13 protein-coding genes and 1 pseudogene are annotated in these 12,452 nt (G+C 63.5%); 10 read left to right on the forward strand and 4 right to left on the reverse strand.

Features of this window, described 5'->3' with window-relative positions; translation table 11 throughout:
* Nucleotides 1-490 precede the first annotated feature (490 nt).
* From AUC69_RS04805 to AUC69_RS04815, 4 genes and pseudogenes are all read left to right on the forward strand, one after another.
* The gene (locus AUC69_RS04805; protein WP_069441147.1) at nucleotides 491-727 is read left to right on the forward strand and encodes a DUF3072 domain-containing protein; all 237 of its coding nucleotides are present in this window, start codon (nucleotides 491-493) and stop codon (nucleotides 725-727) included.
* Nucleotides 728-862: 135 nt separating this feature from the next.
* Nucleotides 863-1,015, forward strand: a pseudogene (locus AUC69_RS19255) (YbhB/YbcL family Raf kinase inhibitor-like protein); the annotation flags it as partial.
* Between the two features lie 92 nt (nucleotides 1,016-1,107).
* Nucleotides 1,108-1,329: a YbhB/YbcL family Raf kinase inhibitor-like protein gene (locus tag AUC69_RS19260; RefSeq protein ID WP_342018530.1), complete on the forward strand. Its 222-nt coding sequence runs from the start codon at nucleotides 1,108-1,110 to the stop codon at nucleotides 1,327-1,329.
* A gap of 94 nt (nucleotides 1,330-1,423) precedes the next feature.
* Nucleotides 1,424-2,596 (forward strand): lytic murein transglycosylase, encoded by a 1,173-nt coding sequence (locus AUC69_RS04815; protein ID WP_069441148.1) that lies wholly within the window; start codon nucleotides 1,424-1,426, stop codon nucleotides 2,594-2,596.
* A 63-nt stretch (nucleotides 2,597-2,659) separates the two neighbouring features.
* Here the strand turns inward: AUC69_RS04815 and AUC69_RS04820 are convergent, their stop codons facing one another.
* Complete coding sequence (locus AUC69_RS04820) at nucleotides 2,660-3,121, reverse strand: DoxX family protein (RefSeq protein ID WP_069441149.1); 462 nt, start codon at nucleotides 3,119-3,121, stop codon at nucleotides 2,660-2,662.
* A 255-nt stretch (nucleotides 3,122-3,376) separates the two neighbouring features.
* On the opposite strand from AUC69_RS04820, the gene AUC69_RS04825 reads away from it, so the two are divergent.
* Both AUC69_RS04825 and AUC69_RS04830 read left to right on the forward strand, forming a co-directional pair.
* Nucleotides 3,377-4,090 carry a peroxiredoxin-like family protein gene (locus AUC69_RS04825; protein ID WP_069441150.1) on the forward strand — a complete coding sequence of 238 codons (714 nt, stop codon included), beginning with the start codon at nucleotides 3,377-3,379 and terminating at the stop codon, nucleotides 4,088-4,090.
* A gap of 113 nt (nucleotides 4,091-4,203) precedes the next feature.
* Entirely contained in the window at nucleotides 4,204-4,911 is a 708-nt protein-coding gene (locus AUC69_RS04830) for a peroxiredoxin-like family protein (RefSeq protein ID WP_069441151.1), read from the forward strand.
* On the opposite strand, the gene AUC69_RS04835 is transcribed toward AUC69_RS04830, so the two are convergent.
* Nucleotides 4,908-5,795: a LysR family transcriptional regulator gene (locus AUC69_RS04835; protein WP_069441152.1), complete on the reverse strand. Its 888-nt coding sequence runs from the start codon at nucleotides 5,793-5,795 to the stop codon at nucleotides 4,908-4,910. The genes AUC69_RS04830 and AUC69_RS04835 overlap by 4 nt on opposite strands.
* A 370-nt stretch (nucleotides 5,796-6,165) precedes the next feature.
* Between AUC69_RS04835 and AUC69_RS04840 the strand changes: the two genes are divergently transcribed.
* Genes AUC69_RS04840 through AUC69_RS04850 form a run of 3 tightly spaced genes read left to right on the forward strand, consistent with a single transcriptional unit; the run spans nucleotide 6,166 to nucleotide 8,522 of the window.
* Nucleotides 6,166-6,987, forward strand: coding sequence for a 3-hydroxybutyrate dehydrogenase (locus AUC69_RS04840; protein WP_069441153.1), 822 nt, complete (start codon nucleotides 6,166-6,168; stop codon nucleotides 6,985-6,987).
* A 39-nt stretch (nucleotides 6,988-7,026) separates the two neighbouring features.
* Nucleotides 7,027-8,280, forward strand: coding sequence for a patatin-like phospholipase family protein (locus AUC69_RS04845; RefSeq protein ID WP_069441154.1), 1,254 nt, complete (start codon nucleotides 7,027-7,029; stop codon nucleotides 8,278-8,280).
* Between the two features lie 11 nt (nucleotides 8,281-8,291).
* On the forward strand, nucleotides 8,292-8,522 hold the full coding sequence (locus tag AUC69_RS04850) for a hypothetical protein (protein ID WP_069441155.1): 231 nt from the start codon (nucleotides 8,292-8,294) through the stop codon (nucleotides 8,520-8,522).
* A gap of 876 nt (nucleotides 8,523-9,398) precedes the next feature.
* On the opposite strand, the gene AUC69_RS04855 is transcribed toward AUC69_RS04850, so the two are convergent.
* Together AUC69_RS04855 and AUC69_RS04860 are read right to left on the reverse strand one after the other, a co-directional pair.
* Nucleotides 9,399-10,613: an MFS transporter gene (locus AUC69_RS04855; protein ID WP_069441156.1), complete on the reverse strand. Its 1,215-nt coding sequence runs from the start codon at nucleotides 10,611-10,613 to the stop codon at nucleotides 9,399-9,401.
* An 82-nt stretch (nucleotides 10,614-10,695) separates the two neighbouring features.
* Nucleotides 10,696-11,175: a cupin domain-containing protein gene (locus AUC69_RS04860; RefSeq protein WP_069441157.1), complete on the reverse strand. Its 480-nt coding sequence runs from the start codon at nucleotides 11,173-11,175 to the stop codon at nucleotides 10,696-10,698.
* Nucleotides 11,176-11,931: 756 nt separating this feature from the next.
* Here AUC69_RS04860 and AUC69_RS04865 point away from each other — a divergent pair.
* Entirely contained in the window at nucleotides 11,932-12,387 is a 456-nt protein-coding gene (locus tag AUC69_RS04865) for a hypothetical protein (protein ID WP_069441158.1), read from the forward strand.
* Nucleotides 12,388-12,452: the final 65 nt, after the last annotated feature.

Raw genomic sequence — 12,452 nt, forward strand, 5'->3', positions numbered from 1 at the left:
TGAGGACCGATGACGATTCGAATCGGTCGCGCACGCGTTGGTGCAGTGCAATAAACTACGGGAAAAGGGGGCGAAAGATCGGCTGGCCGACGTTTATTGGAAGGCGATTTGTAGGCGTTTTAGACTTTTTTCTCTATGCTTTACAGCATGTTAAAATGAATCTGGCGTTGCCTGCTTCAACAAGTCGCGGGGACTGAAGGGGCCGATTCCACCCGATGCGCCGGGAATTCGGCGCGCCCCACAGGCTCGGCAGTCCGGCGTGAGGATTTGCGCTGAATCAAGCGCGGCCCGGGAAAGCCGATCTAAGACTCATTGGATGGGTTGGGTGAGGGCAGCCGAATAGCGCCTGTTTGCTGAGCGGAAGATCGCCATGCCCAAACCTTGGCCAAGGAGCGCCAAATCCTTGCCCTTTTCGATTCCTACTGTAACAATCATGTGTAGAAAAAGAATCCCATAGGGAAACACCAAGGACGGTCCAGGATTTATTGCGATGCAACAGAAGAAGAGAGCTCCTGAGCACCAGGAAAGCCAACAGCTTTCACCGGCGGAGGCTCCCGCATGGGAGCCGATGACCGGGGCGCAGGCGTCCTACCTCAAGTCGCTGGCTGAAGAGGTTGAGGAGCCGGGGGCATATCGGCAGGACTTGACGAAGCGCGAGGCTTCCCGGCGCATCAATGCGCTGATGGAGCGGCTTCGCATCGGTGAGCTGCCGCCGCACACCGACTAGTCGCGCCCGCTGTTTCGGAAGCGGGGGACGATGGTTGTTGGGCCGACATCGGCAAATCTTCGGCGGCCTGTGTTCGGGCTTGTTGCCCTTCTCGCCCTCATGTTTGCTTGGGCTGGGAGCGCCGTCATGACTCTCATGCTGACATCGCCGGCCTTCGAGCCCGGCGGCACGATTTCTTCAAAATACACCTGTGAGGGTGAGGACGTGTCCCCGCCGCTGGCGATTGCCGGCGTGCCGAGCGGAACGAAAAGCTTGGCCCTCATTGTCGACGATCCCGACGCTCCCGATCCCAAAGCGCCGAGGCGCGTCTGGGTGCACTGGGTCGCCTACAATCTTCCTCCCGCGACGGAGCTCTGCCGGAGAATGCGAGCAGCACGGGGTTGCCGCCAGGCGCTGTGGACGGTCTCAACGACTGGAAGCAGACGGGCTACAGGGGGCCGTGCCCGCCCATTGGGCGGCATCGCTATTTTCACAAGCTCTATGCGCTGGATACCGTGCTTCCCGGAAGGGCGATGACCAAGGCGGAGCTGGAATCGGCCATGGACGGTCACATTCTGGCGCAGACGGAGCTCATGGGCACCTATCAGAAAGGTGACCCCTAGGCCGTGAACATGACGACCTCTTAGCTTGACTGGAGCCTCCCGACTGGGTTCAGTGACGCGCATGGCTAGACACCCCCTGACACGCGTCACCCTTATGACAGCGCGCGCTGGCCTCTGCGCGGCGGTGCTGTTCGGTTCAGCTTCGAGCGCCCTTGCCGCTTGTCCCGGCCCCGCTGGTTTCGGCAAATGGCTGCAGGGCTTCAAGCAGCAAGCGATCGCCGAGGGCATCTCTCCTCAGACGGTCGCCTCGGCGCTCAACGGCGTCACGTATTTTCCGACAGCCATTGCCCACGACCGGCGCCAGGGCGTCTTTGCCCAGGATTTTCTGACATTCCAGGGCCGCATGGTGTCGAACAATCGCCTGCAGGTCGGCAAGGCGATGCTCCGGAAATACGCCTCGGTGTTCAACAGGATCGAGCAGCAATACGGCGTGCCCGGACCGGTGATGGTCGCCTATTGGGGGCTGGAGACCGATTTCGGCAAGGTGATGGGCAATCTGCCGAGCATCCAATCGCTCGCCACCTTGAGCTATGACTGCCGCCGTCCCGAGGAGTTCCGGGAACAGCTGATGTACGCGCTGAAGGTGATCGACCGCGGCGATCTCCAGCCGGGACAGATGCGCGGACCTGCCCATGGCGAGGTCGGTCAGTTCCAGTTCCAGCCGAAGACATATTACAACTACGCCGTCGATTTCGACGGTGACGGGCATCGCGACCTGGTGCGCAGCGCGCCGGATTCGCTCGCCTCGGCGGCGAACTATCTCCGGTCGAAAGGGTGGCAGCCCGGTCAGCCTTGGCTCGAGGAGGTTCGCGTCTCGGGCAACGTGCCGTGGGACCAGGCCGACGTGACCATCCGGAAGCCGCGCGCGTTCTGGGCGCAGAACGGCGTGACCTACCGCAACGGCAAGCCAATCCCGGCCGATAATCTGCAGGCGTCGCTGCTCCTGCCCATGGGGCGCAACGGGCCGGCGTTCCTCGCTTATCCGAACTTCACGACGGTCTATCTCGATTGGAACAACTCGCTCGTCTATTCGACGACCGCGGCCTACTACGCCACGCGGCTCGCCGGGGCGCCGCCGCTCAATCGTGGCAACCCGGAACCGTTCACCGCAGCGGAGACCAAGCAGTTGCAGACACTGCTCGCCCGGCAAGGGTTCGACGTGGGCAAGATCGACGGCGTGATCGGCGCCGGCACCCGCGAGGCCATTCGCGCCATGCAGATCAAGTATGGGCTTCCCGCGGATTCTATCCCAGTCATGAGCTGCTGAGGCAGTTGCAGCGCGGCCGCTAACGCAGCGGCACGCTTCTTCTGTCCGGTCCTCCCGTTGCGCCTAGCGCGCCGGGGCGGGCGCGCCTTCCGCGCGCGACCAGATCAGATGGTCGAGCGAGATGGCGCCGGGCCCGCGCGCCAAGATCAGCAGCAGCGCGGCGAACCAGAGGATGTGCTCCGGCCAGCCTTGGGGATAGATGAAGACTTGGATCACCAGCGTCATCAAGATCAGGCCGAGCGCGGAGAGGCGCGAGGCTAAGCCGACGATGAGGCCGACCGAGAAGATGTGCTCGGCGAACGTTGTGAGGTAGGCGGCGAGGTCCGGGGGCAGGAGCGGGACCTTATACTCCTCGGCGAAGAGGAAGAAGGTGTTGTCCGTGATGTGGAAGCCTTCGACCTTGGTTTGCCCCGAGCGCCAGAACACGCTGGCCGCGGCAAGCCGCGCCACCAGCGCCACGATGCTGTAGGGAATACGTTCGGCGAGGCGCCGGCCGGCTTCCAGCGAATTGATGAGCATGGACATCTCTCGTCTCCCTCCTGATGGCCCCGCGCGGAGACCAAATCCTGCGATTTCCATGACGCAAGCTATGTCCGGCAGGCCCTCGCGGGGAACTACCGAAGGCCGATAAACACCATAGCCGGACGCTATTGGACCTCGCGTTCAATTGCGGCTCATATCTCCTCACAAGGTCTTGAGTAGAGGACTCGGCCATCGTCTGTTGAAGTGGAAAGAAGCGTGATCTCAGGTTCGAGACGCCGGCTCCGGGGGACCCTGTGAATGAAGCAACCGGCTTTCGCCACCGTCGAAGAGGCCTTCGTCTACTGTCGTGACCTGGATGCATCCTTGAGCGAGCGGCTCGATGCGTTCGCCAAGGCTTCGCGCGCGCTACGGCCGGAATCGCAAGAGGCCGTCGACCGCATGGTGGAGCGGCTACGGGCGCACGAGGCCGGAGCCTTGTCGCCGGGGCCGGGAGATCTCATGCCACCGTTCGCGCTGCCGGACGAGACCGGGTGTATCGTCACTCTCGATGCGCTCCTGGCCGGCGGTCCCGCCGCGATCACCTTTCATCGCGGCCATTGGTGTCCCTTTTGCCGGATCAACACGCGGACGCTGTCGGAGGTTCAAGACGCCATCCTCGCGGACGGTTCGTCGATCGTCGCCATCGTTCCCGAGCGCGAGCATTTCGCCGCGCGCCTCAAGGCGGACGCAGGCCTGCGTTACCCCGTGCTCTCCGACATGGACAACGGCTATGCGCTGTCCATCAATCTGGCGATCTGGGTGGGGGAGGAGGTGCAGGATTTGATGGCTCGCTCGGGCCGGGATCTGCCGAGTTATCAAGGCAACGAGGCTTGGATTCTACCGATCCCGGCGACCTTCGTGGTTGCGCAAGACGGCCGCGTCGTGGCGCGGTTCATCGACCCCGACTACCGCAAGCGCATGGCCGTGGAGGATCTTCTCGCCGCCCTGCGGGCCGCGCGGGCACAAGCCTAGGACTACCCAGACGTGGCGCCAGATGGTATCGAGAAAGCCCGGATAAGACGTAGGAAACCGGGGATCGTCGGGGCCGCGAAGACCGCCACACCGCTGTTTATTTGGAGTTGGGTATGACCGCCCGACCGCTATCGGAACTGCTCGAGGCCGCGTTTATCCAGTCGCGCGACATGGATGCGTCCCTGGCCGACCGGCTTCAGGCCTTCGCCGATCAGGTGCGGGCGATGGGCGCCGTATTCCAAGACTCCGTCGATGCGTTGGTGGCAAGGTTGCGCGATTTCGAAGTGGGGGAGCACGCGCCCAAGCCCGGCGAGCCGATGCCGAGCTTCGTGTTGCCCGACGAGAACGGTCACCTCGTCAGCCTCGAAGACCTTCTGGAAAGGGGGCCGGTCGCGGTTACCTTCCATCGGGGGCATTGGTGCCCCTATTGCCGGATCAACACCAGGGCGCTCGCCGAGGCGCAGGACCAGATCGCCGCTGCCGGCGGCCAGATCGCCGCGATCATGCCGGACCGCCAGCATTACACCGCGCGGCTCCAGGCGGAGTCGGATGCCAGCTTTCCGATCCTCACCGATTTCGAGAACGGCTACGCGATGTCGCTGGGTCTTGCGTTCTGGGTCGGCACCGAGATGCAGGCGCTGATGACCCAAGCGGGCTGGGACGTGGCCCCGTCGCAAGGCAGCGACACCTGGCTGCTGCCGATTCCCGCCACCTTTGTCGTCGGCACCGACGGGATCGTCACAGCGCGCTTCGTCGACCCGGACTACCGGAAGCGTATGGCGATCGAGGATCTAGTCGCGGCGCTGAGGGATGCGCCCTAGGCGTCGAGCCGCGTCCAGTCGTAAGCACGCAGCATCTTCATCATCGATGAGGCGACGGCGGTGCGTTGCCGTCCGGCGACGCCATAGAGGCAGATGGTGCGCTCGAGATCGACCCCGGCCACGGAGATGCGCGTCAAGGTGGCCGGATTCGGAGCGCTATTCGGTACGAAGGCCACGCCAAATCCCGCTTCCAGCAATGACAGGAGATCCGCTTCGGCGCTCACCTCGTGGAACCGTCCGACATCGAATTCTTGCCCGCGCAAGAGATCGAGTAGGGTTTCCGTGCTCTCGCAATAGGTGCGCAGCATCAGCCGCTCGTGGCGCAGATCGTCGAGCGCGACGGCAGCGGTCTTGGCCAGGGCATGGTCGCTGCTGACGGCGAGGTGGAAGGATTCGGTGAACAGGGGCCAACTGTCCAGGCGGTCCCATTCCTCGTCCACGGGGCCGGCAATGGCGAGTTCGACCTCGCCGCTCTTGAGATATTCGAGCACCTCGGCGCTGCTGCCCCGCAACAATTTCAGCTCCAGGCCGCTGAACAGCTTGCCGAGCTCGACGACGTGGGGGGTGACCAGCGCCGGATCGATGGAGCGTGACAAGGCGAGCCTAAGCGAGCCGACCTCGCCCTTCTTGATGGCGCTGGCGAGCGAGCGGGCGCTGAGCGCGCTGTCGTAGCATTGCTTGAGGAGGGGCAGCATGCGCTCGCCGAGCTCGGTCAGTTGGGCATGGGGCCGCTCGCGCCGGAAGAGATCGCCGCCGAGTTCGCCTTCGAGCTGACGGATGGCCCGCGTCAGAGACGGCTGGGCGACATTGCACTCCTCCGCCGCGCGCGTGAAGTTCAGCGCTCGCGCCACGGCGAGGAAATAGCGGACCTGATGCATCTCCATGCAGCTCGCTCCGCCTAATCCTGCTCTACCCGTTGGAGAATCGCATCGGCAGCATCGCCAATCCGCCGCTGTTCGTTCACTTGTCTTAGCATGTCGACCGTCATTGTCCCCAGCGGCGTGTTCGCATCATGCCTAAAGCCGCTTTTACGCTTGATGCATCTTTGCCGTCGAGGGATTTGAAAGCTCTTCCCGCATATTTGAGCGGACGTGAGCTGTCCCCGGGGATAGATTCTCCATGTGTTCCTGGCGGCGATGCCCATAGCGCGCCCCTATCGACTCCGTAGCGAATGGGCATTTTCCGTTGGTGCCCGGGCGCGGCATCATGTTGCTCACGATAGAGTGTGCCTAAAGCCGAAAGGGAGCCGGTTTCATGAACGTCACCATGGCAGAGCGTGGGGCTGTCGCGACACAGCCGCTCAAGGACAAGGTTTCCTTGGTCACCGGGTCGACCAGTGGCATCGGCCTCGGCATTGCCCGGGCGCTTGCCGCCGCCGGTTCGGCCGTAGTGCTCAACGGTTTCGGCAAGCCCGAGGAGATCGAGGCGGCGCAAGCCGGCATCGCCGAACTGGGCGTGCCTGTTGCCTATTCCGGGGCGGACATGTCGAAGCCGGATTCGATCGCCGAGATGATGGAGATGGCGCTCACCCAATTCGGCGCGGTCGATGTGCTCGTGAACAATGCCGGCATCCAGCACGTGGCGCCGCTACCCGAGTTTTCGCCCGCCAAATGGGACGCCATCATCGCCATCAATCTCAGCTCTGCGTTCCACACCACGCGGCTGGCGCTGCCCGGCATGGTGCAGAAAGGCTGGGGCCGCATCATCAACATCGCCTCCGCCCACGGATTGGTGGGCTCGCCCTTCAAGTCGGCCTATGTGGCGGCCAAGCACGGCGTTCTCGGGCTGACCAAGGTGACTGCGCTGGAGACGGCGGAGCAGGGGATCACCTGCAACGCTATCTGCCCGGGTTACGTCTATACCCCGCTCGTCGAAGCGCAGATCGAAGGCCAGGCGAAATCCCATGGCATCCCGCGCGAGGAGGTCATCCGCAACGTGCTCCTGGCGCAGCAGCCCAATAAGCGCTTCGCCACGACCGACGAGCTCGGCGGCATCGCCGTGTTTCTGACGTCGGAGGCGGCGGCGTCGATCACGGGCACCACGATTGCCGCCGATGGCGGCTGGACGGCACATTAAGGGCTGAGACAACAAGGCAGTGAGCCGGGAGGAACATCAATGACCACGGCCAAACGTCTGTCACCGCTCGACGCGGTCAATGAGATCCGCAACGACAATAACGGCCAGGTCGTCGTCGTGCTGCAAGGAGGCGGCGCGCTCGGCGCCTATCAGGGCGGCGTCTACGAGGCGCTGCACGAGGCGGGCATCGAGCCCGACTGGCTGGTGGGCACCTCGATCGGCGCGATCAATGCCAGCATCATTGCCGGAAACGAGCCCGAGCAGCGCCTGCCGCGGCTCAGGGAATTCTGGCATCGCGTGGAGGCGGCCGATTATTGGGGCGCGTTCCCCGCATGGGGCGGGGCGGCGGATGCCTTGTCGTCCTGGATGACCATGACCGCCGGCATCTCCGGATTCTTCGAGCCGCACACGCGCGCCTTTCTCGGCGCTCATACGCCGCTCGGTGCCGACAATGCGGGTTATTACTCGACTGCGCCGTTACGCAAGACGCTGGAGGATCTGGTCGACTTCAATCTGCTCAACCGGGGCGATGTCCGTCTTACGGTGGGGGCGGCGCATGTGCGGACCAGCGTGATGCATTATTTCGACTCCCGCGACATGCCGTTGACCGTCAGCCACGTCATGGCGTCCGGCGCGTTGCCACCGGCCTTTCCGGCGGTGCGCATCGACGGCGAGCTCTATTGGGATGGCGGCATCCTGTCCAACACTCCGGCGGAACGCATCTTCGAGGACAATCCGCGGCGCAACGGTTTGATCTTCGCCGTGCATCTGTGGAATCCCACCGGGCCCGAGCCGTCGACCATCTGGGACACGCTGCACCGCCACAAGGACATCCAATATTCGAGCCGGATCGCCAACCATATTGTCCGCCAGCGCGAGGCGCATCGCTTGCGCCATGTCATCACCGAGCTTCTGAAATATGTGCCGGACGACGCGCAGCTCGATCCCAAGGTGAGGGAGCTCGCCGGATATGCCTGCCGCACGCGTATGCATGTGGTGCGGTTGCTGGCGCCACGTCTCGACAATGAAAGTCACATTAAGGACATCGACTTCTCGCCCGCCGGCATTCGCGCGCGGTGGCAGGCAGGCTATGCCGACACGTGCCGCGCCTTGGAGGCGCAAGCCTGGCTCGGCGAGTTCGATGCGCTCGAGGGCGTCATCCTGCATGAACCCGCGCCGGGCGCGGAGCCGGCCACCGCGTTCGAGCCGGGCCAGGCGCCGGAAACAATGGGACATGACGGGCCGGGGCATGGCGCGCCGGGGCAGGACGGGCGCAAGCTCGCAGCCGAATAGGGGCGCGGACGATGGACACCTGCACCAGCATCTCGGCGATACAGCTTCTAGCGGCGGCCTTCGGCTTCCTGCTGGTCGTGCTGTCGCTGGACATGTTCTGGGTGCGGGCCAATGATCCCAACGATATCCACGGCGCGCTACGCAAGCGCGGATGGCTCAACGCCTTCGTCGCCATGGGCGGCGTCGGCGCGGCGGCACTGCTCTGGGTTTGGGTGAACGTCTGCACCAATGGTGCGTTCTGAAGCCGGTCTCGCCGGCCCTAGGCGAAGGCGGTGACCACCGCCAGCAGGGCGACGAAAAACGTCAGTGACGGGATCCACCAGCTCGACGCGGGGAGCTTCAGCCGATCCTGCTCGGGGCGATTTCGGTTCGAAGGCATCTCACCATCCTCGCGCGCCGGTCTCAAGCGCGCCGCTTTCAGGTTCTCCCGGCCAAATAGCCATTTGGTTGGAGCGGGATTGCCTTAGAAACGCGGCCGAAAGGTCATGGTTCCGCCCGAGGTGTTTACAGGCGTTAAAAAAAAAGCCCGGCGGGTCGGCCGGGCTTCTTACGCAGAACTCTCGTCTTCCAATCCGAAGCCGACCCTTATGGGCCATGACGGCCGAACCGGGCTGGAAGACTTATTTGTAAGGAACGGGTGCCGGCGGCAGTTCCGTGACGTAAGTCTGCTGGCCGTGATGGAAACACCCGCCAAGGGCGATGGTCGCGGTGATGACCGCAAGAGCAAGGATGGTGCGCATAACTGATTCCCTTTACGCTACTGAGTACTCCACACTCGAGTACGTCACCCATCTCACTCTGATCCGCTTAGAAAATGGTTAATGCGCGGACCATTTTAGAACGGGCCGCGGCGCGCCGGCGCACAGGCGCAAAAAAGAAGCCCGGCGAAAGGCCGAGCTTCTCTTTCGATGGGTTGCCCACCTGGGTAAGGGGGGTAGGCAAATGCAACCGTGCGGCGGCCTTGATCGTCACGTTCGCCCGAGTCGATCGGGCCGCCGGGGCGAGGTGGAAGACACGCATACAAGCGACAGCCTCGGCCCAGGTCGAGCGTGGAGCCGATCCGCTGGATCGACTTTGCGTTAGATCAAATGCACCTTGCGCGTCGAAACTGACCCAGGTCAGGCTTCCGGTGAGAGCGGCGTTCGAAGCGAGATCGCCAGCAGGCCGGCGACGATGAGCGAGAGGCCGATGCCGATGACGCAAGCGGTCCAGCCGAACATGTCGAAGACGACGCCGAGCACCGCGCTGCCGATGAGGCCGCCGAAGAAATAGCTTGCCAGATAAAGCCCGCTCGCCGAGCCGCGGTCGGAGGTCGCCGCGCTGCCGACGAAGCCGGTGGCGCAGGCTTGCGCGAAGAAGGTGCCGACGCCGACCAGCACCATGCCGACGAGCACCGCAATTAAGTTGGGCAGGATCAGCAGCGGCAGACCGACACCCGCCACCACGAGCGACGCCCAGAAAGTGGCCCGCGTGCCGAAACGCTTCACGGCGTGGCCGGCTAGCGGCGTGGTGAGGATCGAGGGCACGAAGACAAAATAGATGAGGCCCAACGTCATCATGCCGACACCGAGGGGCGGCTCGACCAGAACGAAGTTGACATAGGTGAACGTGCCGATGAAGGCGAACAGGATACAAAAGCCGATGGCGAAGCTGGCGCGCAATGCCGGATTCTTGAGGTGCTCGATCCAGGCGGCGAATGGGGAGCGCGGCGTTTCGTGCATCACTTTCATTGGCGTTGTCTTCTCGACGGTGAAGAACACGAGGACTGCGCCGAGCAGATTGAGCGCGGTGAAGAAATAGAAGTTCGAGACGAGCCCGAAATGATCGGTCACGCCGGCAGCGAGGAAGCGGCCGATCAGATTGCTCGCCACGTTGCCGGTGATGTAGGCGGCGAACGCGGTGGCAGAGTCCGCGGCGCTGTAATGCTCGCCGAGATAAGCCAGGGTGAGGGTAAAGGCCGCCGCCATGCACAGGCCCTGCACGACGCGGAGCGCGGTGAAGGTCCAGAGATCCGGCGCATGCGCCAGCAGCGCCGTCGGAATGGCGAGGAGCGCTAGGCTGAGTAAAATACCCAAGCGCCGGTCGATGGCGTTGCTGAAATAGGCGACCGAGAGGCCGGCAATGGCCATGCCCAAAGTGCTGGCGTTGACGGCGGTGCCCATAGCGGCAGGCGAGACGCCGTAATGGTGCGTGAGCTCGGGAAGGATCGCTTGCGTCGCGAAAAGATCGACGAGCGTGAGAAAGGCCGTCACGGCGATGATGACGAAGCGCAGGAGCGCCGCACCGCTGCGCGGCATCCCGCTCGGCACAGCGTCGGCCGGCGCTTCGGTCATGTCTGCCGGTCTCCTCGGCGGAAAAGGAGGGATGTGACGCCTTCCGGGGGGAGGCAGGCGCCACATCCAGGGGGGAGGAATCTTACATCTTCGGCAGGTCGGCGGAAATCAGCACCACGGTCTCGTCGCCGGTGTTCTTCCACCAATGGGAAATGTCCTTGGTCTCGGCGGTGACGTCGCCCGCCTTGTGCACGATGGGGGCGGCGCAGTTGCTGGCGTATTCCTCGACGGTGCCCTCGACGATGTAGATGATCGCGGGGCGTTCGGCGTGGCTGTGCCAGGGTACGGTGCCGCCCGGCTCGATGACGAGGCGGCGCATGCGGAAATTGCGGCCCTTGATGCCTTGCTCCTTGTCCACGTCGAGCGTGGCAATGACCGTGTCGGTCGTGCCGTCATGGCCGACATCGGCCGCTTCGCGCGCGTTGGGCTTTGTCTGACCGGCGGGGCACTCGCCCGCCGATGCGCCGGTCGCGATCAGGCTCGCACCAAGCATGAGGCCGGCAAGGACGCCGGCGGTGAGAAGGCCGCGGCCGTGACCGCTTCTTTCGCTCGCTTGAAACATGTCCGTCTTGCTCCTTTGGCTGATGGCGTCGGCCGAAGGAAATGGCCGCGTCGATAATCATGAGGATCGCCGGAAGCCGCCACGGACGGAAATGCCGGTTGGCTTCCGAGTCCATAGCCGAACGCTATTCCGTGCAGCAGATGCACGCATTCGATAGCGACAAGGTATTGGGCAAGCAGGGGTGTCCGTCCCTACCTTGGGGGTGTTCCGACGGACACTATGGCCATCCGCTTCGGGGCGTCGTGAAACCCGCAAAGGCCAACAACACAACGGAGACTAAAAATGAAGCAGCTCTTGATCGCCGTGACCCTGGTTGTCGCCTTCGCCGCGCCCGCCATGGCCGAGAATTTCTCCAACCCCTATGCCACCACGATGAGCCGCTAAACGGATCGTCATCACCCCTGATACCACACCCCTGAAAGGATAACCCCCATGAAGAACCTTCTCATCGCCGCCGCTCTCGTCGTTGCGCCTTGCCGCCCCTGCCGCGGCGCAGACCTTCGAGAACCCCTACGCCACTACGATGAGCCGCTAAACGGATCATCCGATGCGTGCGTGGCCGCAGAGCGGCCAGCCTACGCCCCCCGGTTCGGGCGTCCTCTCGCAAGAGTGGGCGCCCGAATTGCATTTGGGCCGACGCTTGCACCTCCCGGCCTGAGATGCTGCGCCTTACCGCCTTCCGAGCGTAACTGTCCATCCGGTCTTGCCCCTGCAATCAGCCGTCTCGCGCCAGAACACGAGCTTGGGCTCAGGCGGTTGGCCTTCGAGCCGCCACTGTCCTTCGCTGCGGCAGACATTTGGGGTTGGCCGCGAGTCGGGATCACTGTCGACCGCGAGTTCACCGATTTCGTTCTTGTCGGGGTGCCAGCGGATATTCGAAAGCACATCCTCGAAACCGTTACGGCGTCCTTCCGGACCTGGGAAGAGCAGGAGCCGCGCGTCTTTGCCTTGCGCGTCTGCCGCGAAGACGAGTGTCTCGTTGAAGTTCTCGTTGTTGCTTGCGCACCTGATCGTGAAAATGAAGCCGCCAGCGAACGGTCTGCGACTGCCAAAGATCTTCGTCGTCGCCGGCAGTTCTGCGTCGCCATCACGCGCGGCGGCATAGGCGTTTCCTCATCAAACAAGAATGTGCCGTCGTCTAGCTGGATCGCAACGGCGACGAAAGGGATGAGCAGAATGGTAAAAAAAACAGAGAGGCGCGGCATGGCCTGATTATAGCTCAGGAGGTCGCTAGACATGGGTCCAGTCTAGGCTCGGGCGCGGACCTCCGCGGCGAA

Source organism: Methyloceanibacter superfactus, assembly GCF_001723305.1.
Classification (GTDB): domain Bacteria; phylum Pseudomonadota; class Alphaproteobacteria; order Rhizobiales; family Methyloligellaceae; genus Methyloceanibacter; species Methyloceanibacter superfactus.

Coding starts and splice junctions, on each gene's coding strand:
- AUC69_RS04805 (WP_069441147.1), top strand. CDS start 491: ATGCAACAGAAGAAGAGAGCTCCTGAGCACCAGGAAAGCCAACAGCTT.
- AUC69_RS04815 (WP_069441148.1), top strand. CDS start 1,424: ATGACAGCGCGCGCTGGCCTCTGCGCGGCGGTGCTGTTCGGTTCAGCT.
- AUC69_RS04820 (WP_069441149.1), bottom strand. CDS start 3,121: ATGTCCATGCTCATCAATTCGCTGGAAGCCGGCCGGCGCCTCGCCGAA.
- AUC69_RS04825 (WP_069441150.1), top strand. CDS start 3,377: ATGAAGCAACCGGCTTTCGCCACCGTCGAAGAGGCCTTCGTCTACTGT.
- AUC69_RS04830 (WP_069441151.1), top strand. CDS start 4,204: ATGACCGCCCGACCGCTATCGGAACTGCTCGAGGCCGCGTTTATCCAG.
- AUC69_RS04835 (WP_069441152.1), bottom strand. CDS start 5,795: ATGGAGATGCATCAGGTCCGCTATTTCCTCGCCGTGGCGCGAGCGCTG.
- AUC69_RS04840 (WP_069441153.1), top strand. CDS start 6,166: ATGAACGTCACCATGGCAGAGCGTGGGGCTGTCGCGACACAGCCGCTC.
- AUC69_RS04845 (WP_069441154.1), top strand. CDS start 7,027: ATGACCACGGCCAAACGTCTGTCACCGCTCGACGCGGTCAATGAGATC.
- AUC69_RS04850 (WP_069441155.1), top strand. CDS start 8,292: ATGGACACCTGCACCAGCATCTCGGCGATACAGCTTCTAGCGGCGGCC.
- AUC69_RS04855 (WP_069441156.1), bottom strand. CDS start 10,613: ATGACCGAAGCGCCGGCCGACGCTGTGCCGAGCGGGATGCCGCGCAGC.
- AUC69_RS04860 (WP_069441157.1), bottom strand. CDS start 11,175: ATGTTTCAAGCGAGCGAAAGAAGCGGTCACGGCCGCGGCCTTCTCACC.